The sequence below is a fragment of the Paenibacillus mobilis genome, from assembly GCF_058267595.1.
Genome location: NZ_JBZCMS010000001.1, coordinates 555,293 through 581,701, shown reverse-complemented (window position 1 = coordinate 581,701; position 26,409 = coordinate 555,293). Strand labels below are relative to the sequence as shown.

Genomic DNA, 26,409 nt, shown 5'->3' with positions numbered 1-26,409 from the left:
CGTCTTCCGAGGGGGTGAGTCTGGATTTTTCAGCGTTCAATCGATCGGGATGTGCTGCCTAATCTCAGACAAGGGAGGTAAATCGCAATGTTCTTTAAGAAAAAGCGTTTACGTAAAACCTTCTCTATCGGAATGATTGCCGTGCTTGTGCTCACCCTTTTCCCCGTTTTGGGTTCATCCGTCAAAACCGCTACGGCCGCTCAGGATTACAAGCTGGTCGGTTACTACCCTTCATGGGCCGCTTATGCGCGCGGCTACAATGTAACGGATATCGATCCCTCCAAAATGAACGTCATTAATTACGCCTTTGCGGATATTTGCTGGAACGGCATCCATGGCAACCCTGATCCGACGGGACCGAACCCGGTAACCTGGAGCTGTCAGAATGAACAAGGCCAGGCCATTAGCGTTCCTAACGGAACCATTGTCCTGGGCGATCCCTGGATCGATACGGGAAAAAGCTTTGACGGCGACAAGTGGGACGACCCCATCAAAGGAAATCTGAAGCAGCTTTGGAAGCTGAAGGAACGGAACCCGAATTTAAAAACCGTCATTTCCGTAGGCGGCTGGACCTGGTCGAACCGCTTCTCAGACGTGGCCGCAACGGCTGCGACACGTGAAGTTTTTGCGAACTCCGCCGTCGATTTCATCCGCAAATACCAAATGGATGGCGTGGATTTGGACTGGGAGTACCCGGTAAGCGGCGGTCTCGCGGGGAACAGCGTACGCGCAGAAGATAAACAGAACTACGTTCTCCTCCTGCAAAAGATTCGCGAGAAGCTGAATGCAGCCGGGCAAGCAGACGGCAAGACGTATCTCCTCACCATCGCATCCGGCGCTAGCCCGTCGTATGCAGCCAACAATAATTTGGCCGGGATCGCGTCAGTCGTGGACTGGATTAATATCATGACTTATGATTTTAACGGAGCCTGGAACACCACCACCGGGCATAACGCTCCGCTGTACTATGATCCTGCAGCCAGCTCTTCGGGTTTGACGGATCCTCAAAACTTCAATATCGACAAAGCCGTCACCACCTACCTGGCGAACGGCGTACCCGCCAGTAAACTTGTGTTGGGCATGCCTTTTTACGGACGCGGTTGGAGCGGAGCCCCAAGCTCGGGCAACGGTCAATATCAGGTCTCATCCGGCCTATCCAATACCGGCACCTGGGAGAACGGCAGCTATGATTTTTACGATCTCGAAGCCAACTATATTAATAAAAATGGTTACACCCGCTACTGGAACGATACAGCTAAAGTACCTTATCTTTATAATCCTTCCACAAAAACTTTTATCAGTTATGACGATTCCGAATCCATAGGCTATAAAATTTCTTATTTGAAGTCCAAAGGTTTGCGCGGCGCCATGTTCTGGGAGCTAAGCGGCGACCGCAACAAAACGCTGCAAAACAAGTTAAATACGGACCTGAACGGCGGAACGGGACCTACGCCAACGCCGAATCCTACCCCAAGTCCTACCCCTACTCCTACACCGACGCCCGGCCCAACTCCAACGCCGAGTCCTAGCCCTGCACCAACCCCAACACCTAACCCGACGCCTACCCCATCGCCAACTCCGCCTCCGGGGGTTTCCGGCTGGGCTGCCGGCGTTTCCTACCATGTCGGGGATGTAGTGACTTACGGGGGAAAAACATACACTTGCCTTCAGGCCCACACTTCCATCGTTACCTGGGAGCCGCCAAACACGCCGGCTTTGTGGAAGCTGAATGAAAAGTAAAAGCTTAAATACGCGCTAAAGAACAAAAAGAAAAACAACGGCGTTCCCGCTTCGCATGACCTGAAAGTACAGGAAATGCGGACGGGAGGCGCCGTTGTTTCTTTTCGTTGTTTGTTTATATCATACATCTATCTCAAAGACTGAATCCGTGTCCATTGGGGCAATCCGATTTTAACCCTTCCACAACAAGGGGATCACGTCTGAAAATATCCCCCCGAATGGCATACAGCCTCTGGAATCCCTGCTTCCTTAAAATTCTAGCTGCTTTTTTAGTCTTAAAGGTGCGGTTGGATACAATGACCACGCATTGCTCCGGGGACAACGCCTTATTCCACATGAAAGGAAGCCGGCCCAGCGAAATATTAACCGAGCAAGGAAGATGTAGATTTTGAAAGTCCGAAGCGTCCCTGACATCAAGCAATTTCATCTCGGGGCAGTGCTTCTTGTTGTTCTTCCAGTCCTGCGCTTCAAAAAAAGAAAGATTACGCACGGGCCAATGCTGACGAATAAGCCAAAACATTATCATTCCGGCGATCACAGCCAATCCAACTGCCATTATCCAGGTTTCCTTTCTAAAAAAAGTTTAGGTCATCCTGGGGTATTATAGTCCGGTTTCCCTTTCCTTTTCAAGGCGTAAAATTGGAATAATTCAAAAAAAAGAAAATCGCATTTCCGATAGGAAAAGGCGGTAAATCCCGCTTTTTTCAGGTTCTTTGGCGCGTTGGAAGCCAAAAAAAACCGGACCTTCCGGTCCGGGTCCTCGCTTCTTATTCCGTTCTTAAATCCTCTACTCAATTGGACTTGCCTATCTTCTCTATTTGATGTCTTTACCGGTAAAAACCGATACCCGGTCTTTAACCAGCTGTGTGTATTCCTGCTCCATTTTCTCGGCTCCCGCTTTGTTCAGCTCTTCAATGAAGCCGTCATAAATTTTATCGAAGTCGGCCGGTTTTGCGAGCACCGCTTCCGGAATCCGTTTTCGGATGATATCCTGCGTTTTCTGATAGATGATTTGATAATCCCCGTCGGTCGGCACCTGCATATTGTATAAAGCGCCCCATTCTTTGACCGGAAATTCATCTTCTTTGGGGAAGAGGTCCTTCCAGGTAGTCGCATGATAAGCAGCCAGCGCTTCCTTTTCGGCATCCGTATAACCCGCGATGATCTGCTCCGGGAAGTTGGTGGTGTAATAATTGCCCGTAGAATCTTTGACCCCGTCTCCATAACGGACGCCGAAGATGGAATACAAACCGATACCGGTTTCCTTGGTAAAGTTGGCTGCGTCGTTCACTTTTCGGTTCTGCACGTCCTCGGGGATCACACGTTTGCCGTTCTCAACCTGATATTGTTTGCCTTCAATGCCCCAATTCCGAAGCACTTGTCCTTCATCGGAAGACAGCCAGTCCAGAAATTTGATCGCGCGGACCGGATCCTTGCAGGCCGTTGTAATACTGATTCCGTAACCGTCTACCCCAAAGGACTGCATCGCATGATCTTTATATTGCTCCCCCATCGTGACCGGAAAATGAGCGTACGTATATTCATCTTTGCCCGCCGTTTTCAAGGCGTTCTCCGCATCCGCATATTCCCATTCCACGGAAGTCAGGCCGAGTACCCGGCCGCTGGAAATTTTAGACTTGTATTGGTCTTCCTTCTGCACGAACGCGTCTTTATCCAGCAGACCTTCGTTGTACATATGGTTCAGCCAGCGGAAGTATTCTTTTTCCTCCGGACGTTTGTAATGGAGCATAGCTTCATAAGTATCCGGATCTACATAATATTCGCCGTCGTACGTGCCGTTTGTCGTGTTGTTCGCCTGGTTGGTCACTGTAATCATGATTTTCCAGTCGTCTGCATTGATAGTCAATGGAATAGTAGGCTGCCCGTCCGTAGTCGGATGTTTGGCCACGTATTGTTTGAGGACGTTTTCAAAATCCTGCACCGTTTTGATCTGAGGGTAGCCCAGCTCTTTCAGGACGCGAAGCTGCACCTCAAAACCGCTGTCCGCATCAAAATACTGCTGGTCTACGCCTACATTGGTCGGAATGGCGTAAATGGCCGGGTCGTCTTTGCTGTATTTCATGCGGTTCATGTTTTCGCTCATCACTTTTTTGATGTGCGGCGCATATTTGTCGATCAGATCGGTTAAATCGATGACGGCTCCGGCATCCACCAGCTTGCCGAGTTCACCTTTGGCATAAATCAGGTCCGGATATTGGCCGCTTGCCGCCATCAAAGCGATTTTGCTTTGTCCGCCGCCGCTGCCTACATCATATTCGGCATTCAGGGTTACTCCGGTTTTGGCCGTGATTTCTTTGCCGATCTCATCCTGCATATTGTTCCAGTTCGGACTGGCATCCGCACCGAAAAACGAGAAGGTAATCGGGCTCGTATCGTCCCCGCTGCCCGCATCTGCGGAATTTCCGGGATTGCTGCTGGAATTGCTGCAGCCCGCAGCTACCAAAAGCATGCCGGCCAGAAGCATACTTCCGAACTTTTTCGTCAAGTTTCCAGTCATCTTGGCTTGTTCCCCCTTTATTTACTGTACGTTGCTGCGTCCTGCTCCATAAAACCCGCCTTGTCTCAAGAAGCAGGCTCACTTTTGTAGCCGCTTTCAATCTTCCGCTACAGGACTTATTTTAGTTCAGGGTTGGGTGATAAACCTTGATTTTCAAGTCACCTAATAGCATGATATAGACATCAAAGATTCAGAGTCAGGTGGGAGACATTTGAGCAAAGTCTATCTTAATTGGTTTACGACGGATGAGCAATTTCCTTTTTTTATTCAATACGGGGGGCATGACGAAGACACCAGCTATCACAGGCATGTAGACTTTTCAGAACTCGTGATTGTCTTGAACGGGCATGCGACGCATGTCGTCAATCAGGAAGAAACGTTTATTAAAAAAGGAAACGTGTTTGTCATTAACGGCGACACCCCGCATGCGTATAAGGATCCTCATGATTTTAAAATCTGCAACATCATGTTCAAACCGGAAATGCTCAAGACGGCCGGACCGGATTTAAGGACGCTGAACGGCTTTCAGGCGCTTTTTATTTTGGAGCCGTTTTACCGGAGCTTTAAGACGTACGAAAGCAAACTCAATATGTCGATCCCGGGTTTGGAGCACATTTCGGTTTTAGTTTCGGGCATGATTGAGGAATATGAGAATAAACTGCACGGCTACCAGACCCTGCTGGCCTCCCGGTTCATGGAGCTTGTCGTCTATTTGTCCAGGCAATACGATCACCAGGAGAAAGGCGTCGACAACAGCCTGATGCATCTGGCCAATGCCATCTCCTATATCGAAGATCATTATCTCGATCCGGTCACCCTGGAAGACATCGCAAAGAGGTCGGACATCTCCGTGAGGCACCTCAACCGCATCTTCAGGTCTTATTACCAGACAACGCCTATGGCTTATCTCTTGCGCCTTCGCCTGGAGCGGGCTTGTACGCTGCTTAAGCAAACCGGGCTTTCAATTACGGAAATTTCTTATGAAAGCGGTTTTAATGACAGCAACTATTTTACCCGCCAGTTCAGAAAAACCTTCGGCCTCTCTCCGAAAGCCTTCCGGCAGCAGCGTTGAGCTGCCTAATCGGAAAACAGGGATGGGAGGCCTGCGCCTTCATTTTTTGCACGCACAGCTTGTGCGCTCAGCGGCAAAAAGACACCCGAACCGAGGATTCGGATGTCTTTTCGTGTTCAGTCAGACGGGGTTATTCAGCAGGTTCGTAATCAAACCAGTCAAAAGAGGCTGGAGCCGCCGTCCCCGTCTCGCTCGTGGCATACATGGCGATGTATACACCGGTAAAACCGCCGCTGATCTCGGTAGACAGCAGATGGGTTTCCCCCTCTCCCATCCTGATGGGGTCCGACCCGGATGACCGGACAAAGGCCTCAATCTTCTCCGGATGGGCCTGAATTTGAAGAACGAGCGACCCTTCCGGACAGTCCCGAATATCCTCCGTTTTCATGGAGCCGACGGTCCGGCGGAAGACAAGCTTTTTCCGGCCGTTTATCTTTCTGATGACCAGATCATAATGGTGTTTATCGTTTTTGTATACCGTTAATCCTGCTTCCTCTCCGTCATGAGCCGGTTCATATTCGACCCGGGCCTCGATTCTGGCGCTGAAATGGCACAGCCTGCGGCCGATAAAAGCGGGCGCTTTCGTTTCATCCACCGTCGCTTCATGGCCATGCAGCACCAGATATCCCGGGCGCTCGACGAGGGACCAGCTGCCCGGTTTGGGATTGCGCAGAAAATTCCATTCCATCCCGAGCCGGGATTCATTAAAATCGTCTCTTACCGGCTTGGCTGGCCATTGGACTTCCGTCCAGGAAGGTCCTTCCATGACCGGTTCAAGATGCGTCTCTTTCCCGATAAGCGGCCAGCCCTCTTTCGTCCATTCAACCGGCGCAAGGAAAACCTCCCTGCCCAAATGGTGGCCCATCGGATAAGAAACCGGCCTGATGCCCAGACAAACCGCCCACCAGCTTCCGTCGTGCGCTTCGATGAGATCCGCATGGCCGGCCGCATGAATGCTGCTTTTCAAACTCCGGTTCGAAAGAACCGGGTTATGGGGGCAAGACTCATAGGGCCCATAAGGATGCACGCTTCTGGCGATGGTCTCCATATGCCCGTATTCGGTTCCGCCTTCGGCAATCATCAAATAATAGAGTCCGTTAATCTTGTAAAGATGCGGCGCTTCCGGATACGCTCCTCCGGTCCCTTTCCAAAGCAGACGGCTTTCCGTCAGCATGCGGCCAGTCTCGATATCGATTTCGCACTGATAGATCCCCTCCCCCTGGTCGCCAGTCCGCGAAGATTGAAAATAAACCCGGCCATCGTCATCAAACAGCAGTGACGGGTCTATGCCATTCTGGGCTACGGGGATCGGATCGGACCATGGCCCTTCCGGGTTTTGTGTTTTGACGAAAAAGTTCCCGACTCCGCCCAGATTGGTAGTCACCATATAAAACCAGCCGTCATGGTAGCGGAGCGTCGGGGCGAAGATGCCGCCCGAGCTCCAGGCTTTTTCAAGCGGAAGCTGCTTGCCGGTTGTCAGGCAGTGGCCGATTTGCCGCCAATGAACAAGATCTTTACTATGAAAAATCGGGACGCCCGGAAAATATTCAAACGTGCTCGTAACGAGATAATAGTCGTCTTCCACCCTGCAAATGCTCGGATCGGGATAAAAACCCGGAATAACGGGATTGGTGTACTGCATGCTTCGCACTCCTGTCTTGTCAAAATGATGAGTTCTGCTGAACTCGGATAAGGGGGAAAGTCCCGGAAGCGAATGAGCTGGCTGGCATCCTCGCGTTCCAGACGGGGCTAGGCTGTACCCCTACTTTCCATTTCACATTGTAGGTCACTTTGGATAGGAATACCTTCATTTTCAAGTCAACGAACAGCACGATTTGGACATCTCTATTTCTCCCTTCAAGCCGGCTGAGAGCATACCCGCAAATTGACAATAAAGAGCCGCATCATTATACTTTATTAGTAATTATTACGATTAAACACAAGCAGCAGCCAAACCTTTACATATAGGAGCCTACTCATGAATTCAAACCCAACATCAAAGGACTTTAGCTTTAACTCAAAAACACATTTTCCTTCCAAGGAAGAACGCCTGATCCGTTTTGGTTCCGTTCCTCCGCAGCCGGGCAGCAAACCGACAACCAAGGAGCAAATGCCGGATCTTCAGAACCGGAATCATGATTATCTGTTCGAAATCAGCCAAGTTGGCATCTGCAAAGTCCGACACCCTATTCAAATCTGCTCGGAGCTTATGCCGGAAGTTCAAACGACCATTGCTGATTTGACGTTGACGACCAATTTGAAGCGGGAATCCAAAGGCATTAATATGAGCCGTTTGACGGAGCTGCTTGAACAGTACAGACAGAACAACTGGGAAGCAAACTTTCAGGAGATCGGACAGCTGGTAAAAGAAATGGCGGAACGTATGGCCCAAACCGAAGCCGAACTCCGACTGGAGTTCCCCTGGTTTTATGAACGCCGTTCCCCGGCTTTGGGACAAACAGGTTTAAATCATTCGGTTGTTTCTGTAAAAGCGCGTTATAAGCAGGATGCCCCCCTCTCCTTTCAGGCCGGACTGCAAACGACGGTTACCACCCTTTGTCCCTGCTCGAAGGAGATCAGCGAATACAGCGCCCATAATCAGCGGGGCGTAGTTAAGGTGACCGTGGACCTGGATGGCCGGTTGCTGCCGGAGAGGGATTGGAAAATACTTCTGCTTGAAGCCATCGAATCCAACGCGAGCGCTCCGCTGCATCCTGTCCTCAAACGTCCGGACGAAAAAGCCGTCACCGAAAAGGCGTACGAAAATCCCCGGTTTGTTGAGGACATGGCAAGGCTTGTAGCCGCCGATTTATACGAAATGGATTTTGTGACTGCCTTTAGAGTCGAATGCCGCAATGAGGAATCCATTCATCTTCATGACGCGCTTGCGGTAATCAGCTTTGATAAAACAAAAGCAGCGGTGCGTTAGCACCGCTGCTTTTCATTTTTGATTTAACCGTATGCTTAAGGTCTTAAGGTTCCGGAACGCTTACCAGCTCGCCTTTTTCACGCCGGGAATTTTCCCCTGATGGGCCAGCTCCCGAAACACAATCCGGGAAATTTTATACTTGCTTAAGTAGCCGCGTGGTCTGCCGCTTACCGCGCAGCGGTTGTGCAGGCGGGTTGGCGAGGAGTCCCTCGGCAGCTTTTGCAGAGCTTCATAATCTCCCTTTTCTTTCAGTTCTCTGCGTTTCGCTTCGTATTTCTCTACCATGGCTTGGCGTTTCAGTTCTTTTACTACTTTGGATTTTTTGGCCATTTTCAACATCCTTTCGGTTTAAATCGGTTATGAACCTGTTTCCTGCCGGCTCAGCTGAGCCCGCTGCGGCAAATATTCGCCGATCGAGGTTTCGATCAGCTGGACGGTTAATTTTTGGCCGCCGATAATCGCTTTTCGTTTGGCCTTGAGCAGAATTTGCTCGATATCGGCATAACTGCAGCCCTGGAGCAGGTCAACGGCGCGGTCATGGACAACCTCTTCCGTCTCAAACTTATCGATCAGCAGGCGTACATACGTCTCCCGGCAGCTTCGATCAGGCGGCAAATAATTCATTTTAGTATCGAATCGGCGCCAAACCGCATGATCCAGCTCTGTTTCCAGATTGGTAGCCGCCATAAAAATACTTTCGCCGCTGAACTCATCCAGGCACTGCAGCAGCGTATTGACCACCCGGGACATCTCCTTCACTTCATCGTTATTGTCCCGTGTGCGCGCTATCGCGTCGAATTCATCGAGAAACAAAACGCAAGGCACAGCCTTGGCATATTCAAATATTTTCCGCACATTGCTGCCCGTCTCCCCCAAATGGGCATGGATCAGGGAATCGAGCCGGGCGAGCACGAGCGGAAGTCCCAGCCTTTCGGCCAGATAAAAAGCCGTTAACGTTTTGCCTGTCCCCGGAGGCCCAAACATCATAATCTTGTTGGGTATCGGCACTTCATGCTCGTCGAATTGTTCCTTCATAGCCAAAATCGCCTGAAACTCTTCTATGATCGTCTTGTTTGCCGGGGATAAAACGATGGACTTGGCCTTGCGGGCACATTCCTTCGGGGAATACACCGATGCCATGTCCATGCCTTTTGCCGTAGGAAGGCGGGTAGTGCTGTATCGATTGCTTTTGCTCATAATCTGCTAAACCTGCTCCTCCATCCATGTTCAAAGCGGCCAAAAGACCTTAGACTTGATCCTTGGAAACGCTCTTTTTGCCGCTATTTTAATCGTAAATATTACGATTAGTATTGTAACCCTTTCTTGTTTTCCCGTCAACTTTGGGCCGATTCACTTCGCGCTTTCCTTTATCTCCGGCTTGCATTGGAGGATAATGTGTTCAATCTGTCTGGTAAGCTACCGGGATTGTTTGCATGCTGGCCATGAAGGTGCTGCGCTTCTTTTTCTAGCAGCCCCTACAAGCAAACAAAGCCCAGAGCGGCTAAGCGCTTCGGGCTTTGTTTTTTAGAGCTAATTTGTTAACCGTTTATGCTGTTGTTGTCCTCCTGCTGTCCGGCGTTCTCCTCCTTCTCTTTACGGCTAAAGCGGCCCGCACGATCCAGAAGGTTCATCAGAGCCGGGAACAAAACGGGCAGCATGATCAGACTAAGCAGTACCAGCCCGATCATAACGCCAATCGCCACTTCAATCAGCGTAATAACGCCTGATGGAATGAGTGCCGCAAAGGTGCCGCCCAGAATGATGGCCGCTGAAATCACGACGCCGCCCAGGTTTCTGGAGGCTTGTTTGATCGCTTCCGTAGGACTTGCTTCGATTTCCCTGTAGCGCATCAGCAGAAAAATGCTGTAATCCACGCCCAAAGTGACAATCATAATAAAAGTAAAGAACGGAACATTCCAGCTCAAATCATCGACCTGGACCAGCTGTTTGCTGATAAACTCGTTGGCACCCAGCGTGATCAGATAGGTTAAATACAAGGAACCTATGACGAACACTGGCGGCCAGAAGGAACGCGTAATCAAAATCAGCATGATGCCGATCCCGATCAGCATAATCGCCGAGGTGCGGTTAAAGTCGCCGCCTGCGATGTCTTTAAGGTCGAGATTCTGCTGGGTCACGCCCCCAAGCGCCAGATCGGCGTTCTCCAGCTTGGTTCCCTTCAGCGCCGAATCCAGCTGTCCATTCAAGTCCTGAACGACTTTCATAGCTTGCTGGGAGTAGGGATTATCATCCAGAATGATGCTGATTTCGGCAATTTTGCGGTTGCCGGACATGTAGGTATCCAGCGACTGCTGGAACTCTGCTCCGTGCAGCACATCATCGGGAATGTAAAAGCTTTCCGAAGCCTCGGACTTGCTGAGGCCCGCCAAATAACTGGAAGCTGAATTCAAGCCCTCCGAAATCGAGCTAAGCCCTTCCGTGCTTTGGGTTAAGCCATTTTTCAAATCGTTCATTTTGCCTTGCAGCTCCTGCAGTCCTGTATAAAGCTGCTGCTGGCCTTTGCCAAGCTGATCCAGGCCGGACGTTACCTCCGAGGTTTTATCCGCAATTTGGGCGGAACCTTTGGCTCCTTGATCCAAGCCGGTCGTCAGCTGATCGGCGCCTTTCTGAAGCTGGCCTGCTCCGCTAACGACCTGCTCCAATCCGTCGCTGATTTGACCCAGGGAACCGTTCGCCTGCTTAAAGCTGTCCATCGCGGAATTATACTGCGCCGTCAAAGGATCAATCTGGCTGTAAAGCTCATTTAACTGCTTCTGGGCCGAAACCGTAATCCCCATGACTTTCTGGACTTCGGCATCCTCGGCCATTTCAGGATGGGCTGCCGTAATCGCCGACATGCTGGTTTGTATCTGGGCATACCCGTCCATAGCCCCTTTGACCGCCGTCTTGACCGTGGCGAAAAAGTCGCCGAACGAGCCAAGTCCCTGCTCCAGCCGGGCATATCCCTGCTGCAGCTGCGCAGTCCCGGCCTGCAGCTTCTGCACGTTTGCCTTCAGGGAGGCTAAACCTTGGCCGAGCGTTTTTGCTCCGGATGTCCCGTTGTTCAAACCCGCCGTTACCTGGTTCATCGCTTGTTCAAGGGCTTTCGTTCCCTCCTGCAGCTGTCCGGTCCCTTCAATCAGCTGCTGGACATTGCTGAGATCGCCGGTGGATTTGAGCTGATCGGTGACGGAAGACAACCCGTCCTTGATGGTGCCCACGCCTCCGTTGGCTTCGCCGACGCCTTCGTTTACCTTGCCTGTCTGATCATTGATGTAAAGATCGTTTATCCGCGCCCCGGTTGGCCGGGTAGCGCTGTAGACCTTGGATACGCCTTTCACTTTGGATATTTTATTGGTCAGCTCGTCGAGGACCTTCAGCGATTCCTGATTGTCCAAAGGTTCATTCGAGCGGATAGCCAGGGTGACTGGCGCCGAAAATCCGGGTGCAAAATGATCGGCGATCACGTTAATACCTTGTTTCGACTCGTAAGAATCGGCTACTTCCGCCAGATCGTCGTAAGCCAGCTGCTTGCTGTATCCCATGATCAGCGGCACGCTGATGATCGCAACGATCAGCAGGGAGAGCAGAGGACGAAGCGCCGAACGCCCGGATAACCAGCCCCACAACCGGCTGTCGGCGTGGCCGCTGAAGGATTTGGACGGCCAGAACATTCTTTTTCCCATAAGCACCATGAAAAATGGGTTTAACGTATTCAATACGATAATCAAAACGGCGACGCCGACGGCAACGGCCGAGGAAGAACGGTACAAGCCGAATTTGGCGAGCAGCAGCGTCAGAAATCCGATAAATACGGCAAGTCCGCTGAACAGGACGGTTTTGCCGGCGGTTTTAAAGGTTACTTTTACGGCTTCCAGCACATCGTCCTGTTTGTTCAGTTCTTCCTTGAAGCGCGTGTACAGCAGGATATTATAATCCGTCCCTATGCCGAACAGTACGACAACCAGAAAGACCTGGGTAAAGTTCGAGAACGGGTAATTGAAGCTGTCCACTAAATGCCCGATGATGGCCAAAGACACCAGATAAGAAATACCTACCGTCAGCAGCGATACCAGAGGGATGATCGGCGATCGGAACACAATAATCAGAATGACCAGAATAAAAATGATGGCAATCGTTTCGGTTTTCTTAACGCCTTCTTCGACGGATTTGCTGAAATCGTTTGTGACCAGCGTCGAACCGGTCAGGTAAGTAGGAACGTCGGAAATTCGGACCATCTGATCTAAATCCGAGGTGATTTGTTCAATAGGTCTGTCTTCGTTTAAGACAAAGGAAATTTGGGTCAAGATCGTGGTCCCGTCTTCGGAAACAAGGCGTTTCTCCTGCTCCTCCCCGTCCAGGTAGGTCACCAGATCCCTTAAACCAAGCTGTGCCTTTTGCTGCTGCAGCTTATGAAGGACCTGGTTGATTTCGTTTTTTTGCGGACCGCTTAAGACCTTATCGCTCCCGCTGTTAAAGACGAGCACGATCGACTGTTCTTCTTCTTCGTCCGTATTCATCTGCTTGATGAAAGAAGCCGCTTTGCTGCTTTGCGCCGTTTCCGGCATGGTGATTGCCCCTTTTTCTTTCACCAGCTGATTCAGATCAGGCATTGTGAGGAGCGCTGCTATCGTAATTAAAATCCAGGCCAAGAAGGATAAACTTCTGGCATTAAGTAGCTTTTTCATCGTTTGGAACCCCCAACTGTATTAATCAGGAATGAATATTCATTCCGTGTATATGAAAGATCAAAGGTGTTTGATCGAGTTTTAAGGATACGTGCGAACCTGCTTAAAGCTTTAAATTTAATGCTTGGGAATGAATATTCATTCCTACTAAGACAAAGATCCATCCTAATGGATCCTTACAGCATTCCAGCAGCAATCTTCGATTTCGTCCAGCAGTTCTTTGGATTCCTCGAGCAGCCCTTTCCGAAAAGCATCCGAGACTTGAAAAAAAGCGCCCAGCACGATTGCAATCAGTGCGTTTGCTGGCATTTTTCGGATGACCCCTTGTTCCTGCCCCCAAGAGATGGTCTCCATGATCCGATTCAAGAAAGTCGATACTTCCGCCCGGCTGCGTTCGTCCAGATACAGCTCGTTAGCGTTTGAGCATATCAGCTGCAGGCGGTTGGGCTGATGTGTCCCGAATTGAAAAAGTCCGGTGAACAGCAGGTGGAACTCTTCCCTGACGGTTGTTCTCTGCCCTGTCCCCGTCTGATTCAAAGCTTCCGCAAAAGCCTGCATGCTTTCAACGATCAGCACGTTCAGCAGGACTTCCTTGCTCTCGAAATACCGGTAGATCGTGCCTGCACCAACGCCGGCCAGTTCGCTGATCATCGGCATGGTTGTAGCATCGAATCCGCGTTCGGCAAACAGCTTTAAGGCGGCCTCCAAAATGGCTTCTTTCTTGCTTAATTGTGCCAATTTCATTTCCTCCATTCGGAATGAATAGTCATTCCGCTACTAAAGTCATTATAATTATATTTTAGGAAAATGCAACATCTGTTATAAGTTTGAGGCTCATTTGCTGAATTTTTTTCCCTGTTCTTAAAAAAAGGCCCTCATCCGGAAAGGATGAGAACCCCATGGTACACACTTGTTTACGTGAACTGTATACATTGAATTTGAATTTCTTTCATTTCATAAAGAACAGCTTACCCGTTTACCTTCGTCCCAGGCTGGCTGCTGCTTCCAGTTCCCTGCTGATCTCCCGTTCCGGAGCCAGGCACCTGCTGACTGTTCCCGTCTGTACCCGGCATGCCTCTTCTGCCGCCTCCCTGACCTTGTCGCTGTCCAGGTTGTCCAGGGCCGCCGCCACCGAAGCCTGATGGGGCCGCTGTTACGCCGGATTCATTCACATAGGTGACGTTGTCGCCAAGGGTAAAGGTAACTACTTTAGTGCTGCCGTTCGTTGTACCGCCGTCATAAAGCCCGTCTTTCTCCGTGCCGGAAGAGGTTCCGCCTGTGGAGATCGTGTAGCTTTCTCCCGCTTTGAGCTCAGGCGAAGAAATTACGATGCTGTTGAACGTTTTCGACGGTGCAAAGGCCACTACCGCTTTGCCGGTGCTGTCCGCCAAGGTAACAAGCGTACCGGCTTCCAGCGTATCCGGAAATGTCATCTGCACGGCAAGCTGCTTGGAATCCGTTGAAGGGGCTTGGGCCATGCCCGAGCTGCCGGCTGCGATTAACGTGCCTCCCGACTGTTCAAAAGTGCCGTTGTAGTCGAGCGCGCCGTTGCCTGAATTCGTAGGTCCGTTCACAATCGCGATTCCCCCGGACATCACGATCGAACCGTTGGAATCGAGCCCGTCTCCATCAGCGTCCACGACCAGGTAACCGCCGCTGATCGTCAACGTTCCGTCCGTTGCGGCGAACATATCGCCGCCTCCGCCGCCGGGTCCTCCTGCGGCCGGTTCCGAAGCCGATGCGTCGTCGTTGCTTCCGCCGATATTCACCCCGTCGTCGCTGGCTGTAACATGGATCGTTCCCCCGGAGATTTCGATATCTGCGCTTTCCAGGCCTTCATAACTTTTGGCTACGTTTATGGTCCCTTTTGAGATGGAGAGCGCGGTATCCGTATGAATGCCGTCATCGCCGGAGGACAAGGTGTACTCCCCGCCCATAATAGCGGCGTTTGCGTTGCTGTGAATAGCATCGTCTGCGGCATCGATGGTGAACACGCCTCCCTGGATCGCGAGGTCTCCCCCGGCTTTCAGCGCCTTGGCGCTGGTTGATTCGGTCTCGCTGACCGATTCGGTTTCTTCTGCCACCGCCGAATCTCCGCTGCCTGTGGTGCCGGCAGCGTTATTCGCCTTACCTTCAGAAGCTGAAGGCTTGGTCTGCACAGGCTGCTGATCCTGGTCCGTATTCCCGGTTGGCTGGTTCAACTCTCCTGAGGATGGGTTCATATTTGCGGGCGGCTGGCCCATATCTCCCGGCTGACCCTTAAATCCAAATCCCGGCTGCTCTTCATGCGTTTTGGTGGAAGCGGCACTGCCCCCTCCCGATACGATGTTAAACGTGCCGTCGGCAATATAAAGCAAAATCTCCGCCTGAATGCCGTCATTGACGGAAGTGATATTGAAAGTGCCTCCCGCTATGGCTATGCTGCCTTTCTCTTCATCGGTATCGTTGGTCGTCTTAAGGCCGTCGCCGCCGGCATCAATCGTAATTTTGCCGTCTTTCACGGCGATCAGATCCTTGCCGATCAGACCATCGTCGGCGGATTTAACGTTAATCGTGCCGCTCATGATTTTCAGATCGTCTTTGCTCGTCATTCCGTCATTGTTGTTGCCTTTAACGTTCAAAGTACCTGTGCCGTTGATTGTCAAATCGCTTTTGGTGTAAACAGCCGCCGTAGGCGCTTCGTCCGAAGTGTCCGCATAAGCGGCTCCGTCGGACAGCGTATTGTCCGTACCCTCCTGGAGGGTCAGGATCACCTTATCGGCTTGCTTCACTTGGACGGCCGGTCCGTTGGCATTGCTGATCTGCACGCCGTTCAAGATCAGATGAACAACCGCATCCTCCGCTGCTTCGATTATGATTTCTCCGTCCGTCAAGGTTCCGCTGAGCACATAAGTGCCCGCTTTAGTAATCGTAACCGTGCTTCCCGCAGCTTTTGCCCCATCCCCTGAGATGCTCGCGCTTGTTGCGTTAAGCTTTATCGCCGTAGAGTCGTCCGTGCTCCAGGCCGTCAAAGTGTCATTGTCGTCAAAATCGGCCTGCTTGGAGACGTCCACGCTGGCGAGTTTGACAGCTGCTGCCGCAGCGGCACCGCTCGATTGTACAGCCGCCGAGGAATCGGAGTCTGAAGAAGCGCTGCCGGCCACTCCGGCATTCGTGGAGTTGGCGCTGCAGCCCGCCGCCAATACGGCGCTGAAGAGCATTATTCCGGCTACCCGGCTTTTCTTGAATCGTTTCATATTAATCTACCTCTCTTTATTAGTTTTCCTGCGTGACAGGATTCATGGTTAAGGTGATATCCAGATTGCCGTTTCGTGTGCGAACGGCGTCCAGCAGTTCCTTCTGATTCGTATCCGGACCGATTTGCAAGGCGTAGACCACTTCATACAAGCTGCCAAGTTCGGTGGTCCGCACCTTTTTCAGCTCATAACCGACATTAAATTTCTTGAAGATTTCATCAAAAGCTTCCTCGTACCCGAGATTTTCAGGAATCGTAACCTTAAGCAGCTTCAAAGCGTCTTTTCTCGTGCCAAATTTGAGCGCCTTCAGCACAAACATCAGCCCGCACAGCAGCAGGGTGAAGACCACGGCGTAACCATAGGCTCCTACGCCGCAGGCCAGACCCGCAGCCATGGAGAACAAAACATAGGAAATGTCTTTGGAATCTCCCGGCGCGCTGCGGAACCGGATAATCGAGAAGGCGCCCGCAAGGCTGAAGGCCCGCGCGATATTGCTGCCGATCAGCATGATGATGATCGCCACGATGGTCGGCAGCACCATCATCGTCAAGGTGAAGCTTTGCGAATAAGCCGTCTGGGTTTTCATATAAGTAAAGCTGATCATGCCTCCGACCACAATGGCCGCCACAAAGGTCAGCAGGGCCTGAGCCAGGGTTAATTCGGTGCTTGCTGCGTAAGAACTAAAAATCGATTCGATCATATGAGAATGCGCTCCTTTTCCTGATTCGCGTAGCGGATGGACTTTTTGTATTCATTGCCGTATTTGGAGAAGCTGGTCCGGTACATCTGCTGTTCGGACAGCAGCCTGGACAGCCAGACCGGAATCGTCTTCTCCGCCTTTACCTCCATGAGCCACTGGCCGGGTTCCATCAGCTGTTCGCCGTGATCGCCGGCCTCCAGTCTGAGATCGTAACGGCGGCTCCGGATGTTGGTGTCGAAGGTGATCCGCAAATTCCGGTTCCCTTTACAAAACATCGCAATCCGGTCATAAGCCAAATAGGCCATGGGGCGAAGCTGGTACCGGGACAGGAAATATTCGATTTCCTGCATCACCTGCCGGTTCATCCCCTCCTCCCGGAAAGCCGGAGGTTGTCCGGTATGGACAAATTCGTAAGCCTCCTGCAGATTGAGCGAGGTCCGGCGTTTATTGACCAGCCCAAAAACCTTTTTCTTCAGCTCCAGATACACTTTCGCGTCAGGAGCCGGAACGCCGTACGCCCGAATCCGCAGCTTTTCCTTGTATTTGGGTTTGGAAAGACTGCTGCGGACCAGCGTATGCTGATCGGTGTCGTAATACAAATTGCTGATGGCATAAAACTGGCCGCCTTTGTTATTCGAATCCGGCTCCATATGCTCCATCAACCGGCTGTAAAGGCCGTTAAAGGCTTCCGTGTCCATTAAGTATTTGTTCTCGTAACGGTTAAAGACTTCAATCGCCATTTCTATAACTCTCCTTCCCCTGCGGGTTTTGGTCCCGCTTTTCATGTCTGTATCTTATAAAGCGAACCTTTAATGAAACTTAAATGGTTAACGCAGTGTAAAATTTTAATGGCTGAACACAAGAAAAAGCTGCCTGCAGGCAGCTCTTCGGGCTTTTCCAGTCATCCGTTCAATTGCACATAAAAAGTTGTTGTCTCGTTTGGGGTGCTTCTTGCGTAAATTTTGCCGCGGTGCTGCAACACAATCGATTTGGCAATGGCGAGCCCGAGACCATAACCGCCTTTCTGCCGCGAACGAGAGGCATCGACCCGGTAGAAACGGTCGAAGATTTTATCCAGATGCTCGGGCGGAATGCCAGGTCCCGTATTGCTGACAGTCAGCAGTATATGTCCTTTCTGCCTGCCCAAATGAACCTCGATCGAGCCTTTTTGACCGGCATATTTGACTGCGTTGTCCAGCAGGATCATAGAGACCTGCTTCATCTGCTCGCTGCTGCCCGTAACCGTCAGACCGGGCTCCAGCCGGTAATCGAGCGACAGATTTTTCTCGAAAATAACAGGCTCCATCGTCAGTATTACGCTTTCCAGGGCTTCGCTCAGGTCGAAGGTAACCTGGATCGTCCTTGCTCGGGCCTCATCCATTTCGGTCAAATATAAGAGGTCGTTTGTGAGCGTCTTCATCCGCTGGGTTTCCGATTTGATGTGCTGAACCCACTTGATCTGGTTCTCTATCGTATCCTCCCTGTTGGCCAGCAAAACGTCGGCGTTGGTGTTAATGACCGCCAGCGGCGTCTTGAGCTCATGCGATGCGTCGGCGATAAACAGCTTTTGCCTGTCGAACGCCTCTTTGACAGGAGCGATGGACCGGCCCGCAAAATACCGGCTGACAAAATAGATCACAATCAACATCACTACCGCTACTGCGGAAAAAGTGTAGATCAGGTTGACCAGAATGTTTTGCTGGGAGGTTATTTCCATATACGTTATGGAGTAGCCCGACGGGATCTTGAAGACGGTATAAGCCCAGCGAGTTCCCCCCAAGGTGAAACGTCCGGACTCGGACGGGTGAGCGGCTGCTTTTTTAACGACGGATTCGTAAAAATCGGTATCCAGGTCATAACGCGAATGGGTGTCCGTAAGGTTCCACTGATCGTCGGTCTCCAGCTCGAAAAATACAGACCGGACCCTGAAATCGTCGGCCTCTCCTTCACCGGGGGGCATGGGTCCCATCGGGGAACCTCCGCCCCAAACTCCACTCCCACGCCCTCCGTCCCCGCCGGCCATTTGACCCATGCCCATGTCTTTCCGGGAAACATCCGCCACCTGGTGCAGCTGATTATCGATGTCCCGGCGGACATTCTGGTACGTAATGGTGTAAATCGTGGCGAAGGCCACCAGCATGATAACAGAGATGATCACCATATTCATCAGAAGAAAACGGCTGCGAAGTCGGTTAAACATCAGAGAACTCCTCCAGTACGTAGCCGACGCCGCGGATCGTGTTAATCCGGACGGATGATTGCAGAAAGGCCAGCTTCTTCCTTAAAAAAGAGATATAGACCTCCACATTGTTGTGTTCGGCTTCCGAATCGAATCCCCACAGCTTCTCAATGATCTGCTCTTTCGACGAAACCGCCTGCTTTCTCGTAATCAACAACTCCAGCAGCTCGCTTTCCTTTAAGATCAGCTTTAGCTCCTTGTTTCTGCAAGTCAGCTTTAGATGGGCGGTGTTCAGCTCAATATCCCCGAATTTCAGGTTGTCCTCCTGTACGGCTTGCCCTTTCCTCCGCAGCGCAGCCCGGATTCGGGCAAGCAGCTCACCGGTAGAAAAAGGTTTGGCGACGTAATCATCGGCTCCGTAATCCAGGCCGGCAATTTTATCGGGTTCTTCTCCTTTGGCGGTCAGAAGAATGACGGGCGTTTGGATGCCCTGCGCACGAATCGATTTGAGCAGGCTGATCCCGTCGAGGCCGGGAAGCATAATGTCCAGCAGCAGCAGATCATAAATGCCGGTTAACGCATGATCCAGCCCCTCCTCCCCGTCATAAGCCGTATCCACCGAATAATGTTGTTTCTTCAGGATCTGGGAAAGCGCCTCCGCCAAATTCGCCTCATCTTCTACGATCAATATTCTCATCTATGCGGCCCCTCATTTCATGTCTTGTCTTGATCCTAAACCGGAAACCTTTAATGGACCTTAACTTTCCTAAAGAATTCCCCTAAATATTCGTTAACCGGATTTCTTCTCCATTATAGCGTTCTTTAGCAGGCACATTTAAGTTTCATTAACGGTTGGGGGTGGATCTATATGAAACAATCCGGCGAAAAAAGGATCGGAGGTATTCTCATCGCCGCGGCCGGTGCTGTTGGGCTGATCGGGCTGGGCTGGATGCTCGGGGGACGCTCTTTCAGCCAGTATGCAGGACTCGGCGCCGGTATTCACAACCTGCTCGAGATCCGGCATTTGAAAGAGGCCTGCGAGGAATTCCGCACCAACGGTATAACAACCGTTAAAGCTTCGTCCTCTACAACGTAATACAACGTAATAGAACCAAAAAGCCAAACTGGTGAAAAACGTATTTTTTCCGATTCGGCCTTAAGGAGAAGGCCAGGTTTTGTGTTCCGTCCTGCATGCTGCTTCTCCTTTTCCACTGGTTAACAAACTTCCATTCCCGTTTAAATAGTAAAACCGCCCTGGAAAATGTATCTTCCAAGGCGGTTTCTCCGCATGCTTAATTGTATTATTATGTAAGGTTTTGCTTATGTTTTTAGACTCCCAGGCTTTGGGATTTTTCCAGGATCCGGGGAAGACTCTCCAGCCATTCCTCAGCAGGCAGAGGTTTGCTAAACAGGAATCCCTGAACTTCATGGCATGAATTCCGTTGCAGAAAATCCAGCTGCTCCTCAGTTTCAACGCCTTCGGCAATTACGTTTAAACCGAGGTTCAAAGCCATGGAAATAATCGTTCTTACTATAGTCGCACCATTCTCATCCGTCGTACACTCCCTGACAAAGGACTGATCGATTTTGAGCGTGTCGATGGGTAATTGCTTTAGATAATACAAGGAGCTGTAGCCTTTCCCAAAATCATCCATACTAATTTGGATACCCAGTGCCTTAAGCTCGTTGAGAATAGGAAGAACCCGGTTAATATCCATTGTCATGCTTTCTGTAATTTCCAATTCGAGATACCGCGGCTCCATTTCTGTTTTCTCAAGGACGCCCCGGACCTCCTGAATAAAATTCGGCTGCATCAATTGTTGGGGAGACAAATTAACCGCCATCCGCATGGGCTTGATTCCGGCTCGCTGCCAAGCTTTATTCTGGGCGCATGCCGTTTCCAGCACCCATTTTCCGATCGGTCCGATCAATCCCGATTCTTCGGCTGCCGGTATGAATTCGGCGGGCGAAACGGGACCAAACACGGAGCTGTTCCACCGCAGCAGAGCTTCATTCCCCGTAATACCGCCTTTTTTGATGTCTACTTTAGGCTGGTAAACCAGACTCAGTTCGTTCCGTTTTAATGCGTTGCGCAGTTCTTTAATCAGCTTGATGCTTTTGCTCAGGTCGCCTATTTGCTCGCTATAAAACTGATAATTGTTTTTGCCTTTCAGTTTGGCAAGCCTCATGGCGGCATTGGCTTGTCTCATCACTTCATCGCTGTTTGCAGCCGCCGCGGAAAGCATGGTTATTCCTATGCTCGGCGTTAAGGTCAGTTCTTCGTTGTTCATGACAAAGGGGAGCTGGAAATTTTCCAGAATCTCCTGTGCCGTTTGCTGCACCTGGACCCGGCTGACATGACAAAGCATAACGGAAAAAACCGTTCCTTCATACCTGGCCAGCAAATCTTCTTCGCCAAGGAAAGCGGCCAGCCTTTCAGCAACCTCGATCAGGATCCGGTCGCCTTGACTGTATCCGAGAAGATCATTAACATTTTGGAATTGATCCAGATCGATCAGCATGACGGCAATGGAGCGTTCAACGGTCAGCTCCCGCTGGGTGATATGGTCCAACCGGTCCATAAACAGCTTTCGGTTAGGCAGCTTGGTCATCGAATCATAATAAGTCATGTATTCGATCTGCTGCTCCGCTTTTTTGGCTCCCGTTATATCCTCGATATTCAAGTAAATTCCGCCTTGATGAGGAGAAGCATGAACCAGATACCATTTATCCCAAGCATGGGAATAGATGTCGAACCGAACTTGCTTTTGCTCGTGCAGCGCCGTGTTCAGCTTCTTGTAAGCCGATGTTTTTACGATGTCCGGAAACACCTCAAAAATTTTATTCCCCAGGCAGACCTCTTTGCCGGCTCCGGTTAATCTTTCGGCTTCCGAATTCCAGACCGTAATCCTCCAGTCGGCATCCACTGCAATAAAGGCGCTAATGACGCCTTCCAGCATTTCATTTCTCGACTTCTGCGGGAGGTTCAAACCGCCTCCGAGGGCTCTGCCTAACATTTCCACGACAAAACCCGCTTTGGAAGAAAGCAGCTCTAATGGGTCTTCCACGCCGGTTTTAGGGCCGCCAAGAAACACATATCCGTTTAATAAAGATTTGCTGGAGCAGGGAATCCATACGCCCGCAGGAATCCCTGCCTTGTACAACTCTTCGAAAGCATGATCCGTTTCAAGTTCAATCCAGTGCGCCGGCTGTTCCTGATTTTTGGGATGCATGCCTTGATTCCGGATGGCGGCTCTCGCCCGCTCCCAGCCCTTCTGCTGGAACAAATCCTCCGGATAAAAGGAATAAGCCAAAACCTCATTCCCGGGTAAGCTTAACCGCACATCTCCAACAACCGCCCCCGTTTCCTCCATCAAAGCGGATAATAAACTTCGAAGAAGGGCTTCTGCTTCAAAATTCACTTATCGGGGTCCCTCCCTTCTGGTTTTACGTACAGTCCATATTCGTAATGGTTCTGCCCCAAAGCTTTCTTCCAGGCAATTTTACCATGAACCAGTGATTTAACCTCTAAGCTGGGGATATGAAAACGAACCCCTTCTCCTTCGCTCAAGTCGATGGTTGAAGTAAAACGGATTCCTTCTTCACTCACTTCGTTCAGTATAAGAATAACATGTTTCAGACGTTGATCTGTACCATATTCAATTTCCTCAATCTCCACCTCCAATGATTCGATCGTCTTCCGTTCGAATCTGCGTTTTTCCATCATGACAGGTCTCCGGCTTTTAAAGGTTTTTCAAAAACGTCGTTGCCCAAAATCAAAGAAAGCTGCAAAAGGGAAAATACATATTCAACTTCCGCGCTCAAATTTTTGATGAGTACTTTTTTCCCCTGAGCCTTTAAATCCTTAATAAGGGTAATCAGCAGCCCGATGCCGGATGAGTCAACAAAATCAACCTGTTCAAAATCTAGTTCGATCTTATCCGGCTCGTGAAGCATCGGAGCGATTTCCTCCTGCAGCACCTCTGTCACTTCAATATCCATATCCCCTGACAATAACACGGTTGCCATGGACTCATTATGTTTTAGACTGTAATTGAACATCTCGGGTCTCCCTTGCATCAAGATAAAATAAGTTTGCCTTCGCTGCTCAAGGAGGCAGTCACATCGACTTGCGGATAGGCGAATTTGTGATGATAGCCGCCGATTTGAATATAAGTATCTTCCATCGCCAGCTTAATATGGATTTTTTCGTTCTCGGGTACCCTGATTTTAGTCAGGATCCCTCCTTTAGTTCCGGCCTGCTCAATGGTTGCTCCTTTGGCGGCGAAAATCTCGCCCCCGCGTACATGACCTTTGACGTCTACATGTCCCCGGGCAAAGATTTTTGAATTGTAGATGCCGTTTCCCGTTACCCAAATATCCCCGGCCGAATAGATCTGGCTGTTCTGGACAAACCCGGCGCTGACGAACAGCTGCTCTTCCGCAGTCTCCTCGGCGGACAAAATAAGACGCTCCGCAAGCTGAATGACGGAAAGGATGTCATCGGAGGATTTTAGCGTTGAATCGTTTAAGGTTATAAAACCGCGGTAAAGTTTCTTGCGGAAATCTTCCCATTCCGGTTCAAGCACGGCTGCGTGCTCATTTAACTGTTGAACCAGGGAACCAGCTAATGCTGAAAAAGCTTTGAACTTGCCGTCATATAAAATTTTCAGGAGCGGGCCAAGCCCGGTTCTCTCAAAGGTAGAAACTTTAAAGGCCGATACCAGCGACAGCTGCTGAATCGCCGTCACGATTTTTTTCATTTGCAGTATACATTCCTGCAGCGGCGCCTGAAGTTCCGTTTTGACCAAATTGCTTTTGCCGGAGGTAACCTCGCTGGATATGATATTGTTTTTGATAATGATCGATTGACCGGCCATAATGTTGGCCATATTGGCATTGCCGCGAATCATCAGGTTCCCGTCTGCCTGCACCGTCATCCCGTCCTGAACTGAACCGCTGATCTCCACTTCTCCGATGTAGCGGATATTCCCGGTCTCCAGATTAATGTCTTTGGCGATAGTCAGCTTCGGAACGACGGAGATTCTGGCCTCCCGCCCTACCTGCTTAATGTCGGGATGTCCGGACTCGAGGGCCACAACTTTCGTGTCTTCTTCGACCAGTTCGACACCATGGCCTCCTTTAAGGATCAGAGGAAACACCTCGGGAGGAAACAAAGGTTCGTTGGTCACCGTTACCCCGGGATATCCAGACTCTGCAGGAACAACAATTCCGATAATTTGGCCCCTGTCCACCGAAGGAAATTCCTGAATATCCCGGTAGTTGACTGTTCCATCGGGCCGTTCCTTGAGTCCCTTAAGAATCTCCATCTGCTGATAGGGCATAAAAAAGCCGTTTTTTCCTTCCATATAAGGAGAGCCTTTGGCAATCAAAAAGGTGTCCTGCTCTTCGCTGACGCAGGCGCCGGCGATCTGGGCGTAGTCCACGCCGTGCACAATCCCCAATTCACGGAGCTTATGCATAACCTCAACGTCGTCCAGCAGGAGGGGATAACGTTTCTCCTCCGCTTCGAGCAATATAAAATTCGAGGGCTCCATATCCCTGATTCGCCGGCGTATCCGGTATCCCGGTTTCACACTTAAATAAGCTTCCATTTTATCGTCGGCTATTTTTATTTCCCAAACCGGCTGCACTTCTTCATCTTCCGTTTCGGCCTGCAGCTGATCTTTTTCATAAACTACAATGGCCCGGTCAATCGGCTGCCCATTTTTGTACAGCCTTACTCCTTTGCCGGGCTGAAGGACCGGAAATTTATCCTCCGCGTCCTTGCTGAAGATGAGGCTGTTCTGCACCCATACTTTGCCTGTTAGATCTTCTTCCGGAGGAGCGGAAACGTTTGCTGCTTCCAGTGCGGTCTGATTCTGCAGTTCAAGCGAAGCAACCAGATCGCGAAGCTGGTCCGCAGCAGGTGCTGGAGGTTGTCCTTCGGCGCCCGGACCGGGAGCTGAATCCTTTACGGTGACCTGAACAACGGCCGGTTTGGCCCGGAAGCCGAGTACGCCTTTTTTTTCAATCTCCAAAATCTCGATGTCTACCTCGTTTTTGTCCGCGCTTAGCAAATCAAGCGCCGTCACGACGGCTTCCTGAATGGACCTTCCTTTAGCAATAATTTTTTTCCCCATTCTTTTTTCCTCCCAAGCTAAGCATCCCGATCCCGCTTAATTCGGTATTCCGTCCTTTCACTGCCCCATCTTGAGCATGACTATCGTGATATCATCCCGTTGCGGCAGTCCTTCTGTAAAATGTTCAAGCTCCTCCACAACGATGGGTTCGATTTCGGAAACCTTCTTGTCCGCATGTTGTTTTAATAAAGGCACAAGCCGGTCCAGCTTAAACATTTGTTTGGCCCGGTTTTGGGCCTCGATAACACCATCGGTGTAAAAAAAGATCAGGTCATCCTCTTTCAGATAGATTTCTTTCTCGATATAAACCTGTCCGGATAATCCGCCGAGCATAACGCCTTTGGAATTGGGAAGCTCCATCGTTTCCGACTCCGACCGGATCAGAATCGGGGAATTGTGCCCCCCGTTGGCATAAACAAACTGCCCCGAGCGGGGATCCCAGTCCGCGCAGCATACCGTCACAAACGAATTCAATACCCTTAGGTCCTTATACATCGCATTGTTCATGGCCGTTAAGGTTTCTCCGGGGCTGCCGGTTGAATCGGCGGCGCTGCGGAAAGCCCCTCTCGTTAAAATCATCAGCATGGCGGCAGGTATTCCTTTCCCCATGACATCCCCGATAATAAAGCGGATTTTCCCGTCTTCCAGCGGATAGAAATCAAAGTAGTCTCCCCCAATTAATCTTGCGGGAATGGAAATCCCGGAAATTTCACCGCTGGCCAGAGCAGGTTTCTCTCCGTTCAGAAGCTTCCGCTGGATGTTCCTGGCCTGATGGATCTCCCTCAGCAGGGTTGTATAATCCGGATCGCTCTCGTTACGGGTTTGAGACGCCATATCATAACCTACCATTTTTTAACGTCCCTCCTTTAACAGAGCCTCCATGACTTTGAATACCCCTAATGTTTCGAATAACTCCCGGGTGCTTTCATCCAAATCCGCAAACTCCACCCGGAGGTTTTTTTCACTGGCATAACGAATGAGCGTTAAGATGGAGCCTATGCCCGTCGAGTCAATAAAGTCCAATTCTTTAAAGCAAACGATGATTTGTGTGACCTGCTCAGGGATCTCGAAGGAGAAAAAATCGTCAACGGTCGAATAATCGATAAGTCCTTTGAGGAAGATCGTAAAGACCGACTCCTTAACGGTGGTTTCTACTTTTAAGGTCATCTTTGGCCCTCCCCTATCTAGCCGAAAATGAAAGCGG

Annotated in this window: 22 protein-coding genes; 4 read left to right on the top strand and 18 right to left on the bottom strand. The window is 50.5% G+C overall.

The window, feature by feature from the left end:
• The first annotated feature begins 87 nt into the window (after positions 1-87).
• Positions 88-1,740 (top strand): glycosyl hydrolase family 18 protein, encoded by a 1,653-nt coding sequence (locus AC3ZPD_RS02700; protein WP_490982715.1) that lies wholly within the window; start codon positions 88-90, stop codon positions 1,738-1,740.
• Between the two features lie 133 nt (positions 1,741-1,873).
• Here the strand turns inward: AC3ZPD_RS02700 and AC3ZPD_RS02695 are convergent, their stop codons facing one another.
• Positions 1,874-2,296 carry a rhodanese-like domain-containing protein gene (locus AC3ZPD_RS02695; protein ID WP_490982714.1) on the bottom strand — a complete coding sequence of 141 codons (423 nt, stop codon included), beginning with the start codon at positions 2,294-2,296 and terminating at the stop codon, positions 1,874-1,876.
• Positions 2,297-2,554: 258 nt separating this feature from the next.
• Positions 2,555-4,258, bottom strand: a complete 1,704-nt coding sequence (locus AC3ZPD_RS02690) for an ABC transporter substrate-binding protein (RefSeq protein WP_490982713.1) — start codon at positions 4,256-4,258, stop codon at positions 2,555-2,557.
• A 211-nt stretch (positions 4,259-4,469) separates the two neighbouring features.
• Here AC3ZPD_RS02690 and AC3ZPD_RS02685 point away from each other — a divergent pair, with 211 nt between their 5' ends.
• Positions 4,470-5,330, top strand: coding sequence for a helix-turn-helix domain-containing protein (locus AC3ZPD_RS02685; protein ID WP_490982712.1), 861 nt, complete (start codon positions 4,470-4,472; stop codon positions 5,328-5,330).
• A gap of 130 nt (positions 5,331-5,460) precedes the next feature.
• On the opposite strand, the gene AC3ZPD_RS02680 is transcribed toward AC3ZPD_RS02685, so the two are convergent.
• Positions 5,461-6,972: a glycoside hydrolase family 43 protein gene (locus AC3ZPD_RS02680; RefSeq protein WP_490982711.1), complete on the bottom strand. Its 1,512-nt coding sequence runs from the start codon at positions 6,970-6,972 to the stop codon at positions 5,461-5,463.
• 336 nt (positions 6,973-7,308) lie between these two features.
• Here AC3ZPD_RS02680 and folE2 point away from each other — a divergent pair, with 336 nt between their 5' ends.
• A complete protein-coding gene (gene folE2 / locus AC3ZPD_RS02675) occupies positions 7,309-8,259 on the top strand; it encodes a GTP cyclohydrolase FolE2 (protein ID WP_490982710.1) in 951 nt (316 codons plus the stop codon).
• A 60-nt stretch (positions 8,260-8,319) separates the two neighbouring features.
• Here the strand turns inward: folE2 and rpsN are convergent, their stop codons facing one another.
• The 9 genes from rpsN to AC3ZPD_RS02630 all read right to left on the bottom strand — a co-directional run bounded on the left by rpsN (position 8,320) and on the right by AC3ZPD_RS02630 (position 19,759).
• The gene (rpsN, locus tag AC3ZPD_RS02670) at positions 8,320-8,589 is read right to left on the bottom strand and encodes a 30S ribosomal protein S14 (RefSeq protein ID WP_490982709.1); all 270 of its coding nucleotides are present in this window, start codon (positions 8,587-8,589) and stop codon (positions 8,320-8,322) included.
• A 27-nt stretch (positions 8,590-8,616) separates the two neighbouring features.
• Positions 8,617-9,456 carry an AAA family ATPase gene (locus tag AC3ZPD_RS02665; RefSeq protein ID WP_490982708.1) on the bottom strand — a complete coding sequence of 280 codons (840 nt, stop codon included), beginning with the start codon at positions 9,454-9,456 and terminating at the stop codon, positions 8,617-8,619.
• A 341-nt stretch (positions 9,457-9,797) separates the two neighbouring features.
• Positions 9,798-12,947, bottom strand: coding sequence for an MMPL family transporter (locus AC3ZPD_RS02660; protein WP_490982707.1), 3,150 nt, complete (start codon positions 12,945-12,947; stop codon positions 9,798-9,800).
• A 165-nt stretch (positions 12,948-13,112) separates the two neighbouring features.
• Positions 13,113-13,691: a TetR/AcrR family transcriptional regulator gene (locus tag AC3ZPD_RS02655; protein WP_490982706.1), complete on the bottom strand. Its 579-nt coding sequence runs from the start codon at positions 13,689-13,691 to the stop codon at positions 13,113-13,115.
• 224 nt (positions 13,692-13,915) lie between these two features.
• Positions 13,916-16,183: a carbohydrate-binding domain-containing protein gene (locus tag AC3ZPD_RS02650; protein WP_490982705.1), complete on the bottom strand. Its 2,268-nt coding sequence runs from the start codon at positions 16,181-16,183 to the stop codon at positions 13,916-13,918.
• Between the two features lie 19 nt (positions 16,184-16,202).
• A complete protein-coding gene (locus AC3ZPD_RS02645) occupies positions 16,203-16,883 on the bottom strand; it encodes a DUF4956 domain-containing protein (protein ID WP_490982704.1) in 681 nt (226 codons plus the stop codon).
• Positions 16,880-17,623, bottom strand: coding sequence for a polyphosphate polymerase domain-containing protein (locus AC3ZPD_RS02640; RefSeq protein ID WP_490982703.1), 744 nt, complete (start codon positions 17,621-17,623; stop codon positions 16,880-16,882). Before AC3ZPD_RS02640 ends, AC3ZPD_RS02645 begins: the two co-directional genes overlap by 4 nt.
• A 161-nt stretch (positions 17,624-17,784) precedes the next feature.
• Positions 17,785-19,083 carry a sensor histidine kinase gene (locus AC3ZPD_RS02635; protein WP_490982702.1) on the bottom strand — a complete coding sequence of 433 codons (1,299 nt, stop codon included), beginning with the start codon at positions 19,081-19,083 and terminating at the stop codon, positions 17,785-17,787.
• Positions 19,076-19,759, bottom strand: a complete 684-nt coding sequence (locus tag AC3ZPD_RS02630; RefSeq protein ID WP_490982701.1) for a response regulator transcription factor — start codon at positions 19,757-19,759, stop codon at positions 19,076-19,078. The genes AC3ZPD_RS02635 and AC3ZPD_RS02630 overlap by 8 nt, the downstream gene beginning before the upstream one ends.
• Before the next feature lie 171 nt (positions 19,760-19,930).
• Here AC3ZPD_RS02630 and AC3ZPD_RS02625 point away from each other — a divergent pair, with 171 nt between their 5' ends.
• Positions 19,931-20,158: a hypothetical protein gene (locus tag AC3ZPD_RS02625; RefSeq protein ID WP_490982700.1), complete on the top strand. Its 228-nt coding sequence runs from the start codon at positions 19,931-19,933 to the stop codon at positions 20,156-20,158.
• A gap of 232 nt (positions 20,159-20,390) precedes the next feature.
• Here the strand turns inward: AC3ZPD_RS02625 and AC3ZPD_RS02620 are convergent, their stop codons facing one another.
• From AC3ZPD_RS02620 to AC3ZPD_RS02595, 6 genes are read right to left on the bottom strand one after another with little or no spacing between them, the layout of a single operon-like run.
• Positions 20,391-22,484: a putative bifunctional diguanylate cyclase/phosphodiesterase gene (locus tag AC3ZPD_RS02620; protein WP_490982699.1), complete on the bottom strand. Its 2,094-nt coding sequence runs from the start codon at positions 22,482-22,484 to the stop codon at positions 20,391-20,393.
• Positions 22,481-22,789, bottom strand: coding sequence for a hypothetical protein (locus tag AC3ZPD_RS02615; protein ID WP_490982698.1), 309 nt, complete (start codon positions 22,787-22,789; stop codon positions 22,481-22,483). The genes AC3ZPD_RS02620 and AC3ZPD_RS02615 overlap by 4 nt, the downstream gene beginning before the upstream one ends.
• Complete coding sequence (locus AC3ZPD_RS02610; protein ID WP_490982697.1) at positions 22,786-23,124, bottom strand: STAS domain-containing protein; 339 nt, start codon at positions 23,122-23,124, stop codon at positions 22,786-22,788. The genes AC3ZPD_RS02615 and AC3ZPD_RS02610 overlap by 4 nt, the downstream gene beginning before the upstream one ends.
• A gap of 17 nt (positions 23,125-23,141) precedes the next feature.
• A complete protein-coding gene (locus AC3ZPD_RS02605; protein ID WP_490982696.1) occupies positions 23,142-25,205 on the bottom strand; it encodes a flagellar assembly protein A in 2,064 nt (687 codons plus the stop codon).
• 57 nt (positions 25,206-25,262) lie between these two features.
• Positions 25,263-26,054: a PP2C family protein-serine/threonine phosphatase gene (locus AC3ZPD_RS02600; RefSeq protein WP_490982695.1), complete on the bottom strand. Its 792-nt coding sequence runs from the start codon at positions 26,052-26,054 to the stop codon at positions 25,263-25,265.
• 3 nt (positions 26,055-26,057) lie between these two features.
• Complete coding sequence (locus AC3ZPD_RS02595; RefSeq protein ID WP_490982694.1) at positions 26,058-26,372, bottom strand: STAS domain-containing protein; 315 nt, start codon at positions 26,370-26,372, stop codon at positions 26,058-26,060.
• Between the last annotated feature and the right edge of the window lie 37 nt (positions 26,373-26,409).

What these genes read in the sequence shown, in the direction of transcription:
- AC3ZPD_RS02700 (WP_490982715.1), top strand. Translation starts at nt 88, where the DNA reads ATGTTCTTTAAGAAAAAGCGTTTACGTAAAACCTTCTCTATCGGAATG.
- AC3ZPD_RS02695 (WP_490982714.1), bottom strand. Translation starts at nt 2,296, where the DNA reads ATGGCAGTTGGATTGGCTGTGATCGCCGGAATGATAATGTTTTGGCTT.
- AC3ZPD_RS02690 (WP_490982713.1), bottom strand. Translation starts at nt 4,258, where the DNA reads ATGACTGGAAACTTGACGAAAAAGTTCGGAAGTATGCTTCTGGCCGGC.
- AC3ZPD_RS02680 (WP_490982711.1), bottom strand. Translation starts at nt 6,972, where the DNA reads ATGCAGTACACCAATCCCGTTATTCCGGGTTTTTATCCCGATCCGAGC.
- folE2 (WP_490982710.1), top strand. Translation starts at nt 7,309, where the DNA reads ATGAATTCAAACCCAACATCAAAGGACTTTAGCTTTAACTCAAAAACA.
- rpsN (WP_490982709.1), bottom strand. Translation starts at nt 8,589, where the DNA reads ATGGCCAAAAAATCCAAAGTAGTAAAAGAACTGAAACGCCAAGCCATG.
- AC3ZPD_RS02665 (WP_490982708.1), bottom strand. Translation starts at nt 9,456, where the DNA reads ATGAGCAAAAGCAATCGATACAGCACTACCCGCCTTCCTACGGCAAAA.
- AC3ZPD_RS02660 (WP_490982707.1), bottom strand. Translation starts at nt 12,947, where the DNA reads ATGAAAAAGCTACTTAATGCCAGAAGTTTATCCTTCTTGGCCTGGATT.
- AC3ZPD_RS02655 (WP_490982706.1), bottom strand. Translation starts at nt 13,691, where the DNA reads ATGAAATTGGCACAATTAAGCAAGAAAGAAGCCATTTTGGAGGCCGCC.
- AC3ZPD_RS02650 (WP_490982705.1), bottom strand. Translation starts at nt 16,183, where the DNA reads ATGAAACGATTCAAGAAAAGCCGGGTAGCCGGAATAATGCTCTTCAGC.
- AC3ZPD_RS02645 (WP_490982704.1), bottom strand. Translation starts at nt 16,883, where the DNA reads ATGATCGAATCGATTTTTAGTTCTTACGCAGCAAGCACCGAATTAACC.
- AC3ZPD_RS02640 (WP_490982703.1), bottom strand. Translation starts at nt 17,623, where the DNA reads ATGGCGATTGAAGTCTTTAACCGTTACGAGAACAAATACTTAATGGAC.
- AC3ZPD_RS02635 (WP_490982702.1), bottom strand. Translation starts at nt 19,083, where the DNA reads ATGTTTAACCGACTTCGCAGCCGTTTTCTTCTGATGAATATGGTGATC.
- AC3ZPD_RS02630 (WP_490982701.1), bottom strand. Translation starts at nt 19,759, where the DNA reads ATGAGAATATTGATCGTAGAAGATGAGGCGAATTTGGCGGAGGCGCTT.
- AC3ZPD_RS02625 (WP_490982700.1), top strand. Translation starts at nt 19,931, where the DNA reads ATGAAACAATCCGGCGAAAAAAGGATCGGAGGTATTCTCATCGCCGCG.
- AC3ZPD_RS02615 (WP_490982698.1), bottom strand. Translation starts at nt 22,789, where the DNA reads ATGATGGAAAAACGCAGATTCGAACGGAAGACGATCGAATCATTGGAG.
- AC3ZPD_RS02610 (WP_490982697.1), bottom strand. Translation starts at nt 23,124, where the DNA reads ATGTTCAATTACAGTCTAAAACATAATGAGTCCATGGCAACCGTGTTA.
- AC3ZPD_RS02605 (WP_490982696.1), bottom strand. Translation starts at nt 25,205, where the DNA reads ATGGGGAAAAAAATTATTGCTAAAGGAAGGTCCATTCAGGAAGCCGTC.
- AC3ZPD_RS02600 (WP_490982695.1), bottom strand. Translation starts at nt 26,054, where the DNA reads ATGGTAGGTTATGATATGGCGTCTCAAACCCGTAACGAGAGCGATCCG.
- AC3ZPD_RS02595 (WP_490982694.1), bottom strand. Translation starts at nt 26,372, where the DNA reads ATGACCTTAAAAGTAGAAACCACCGTTAAGGAGTCGGTCTTTACGATC.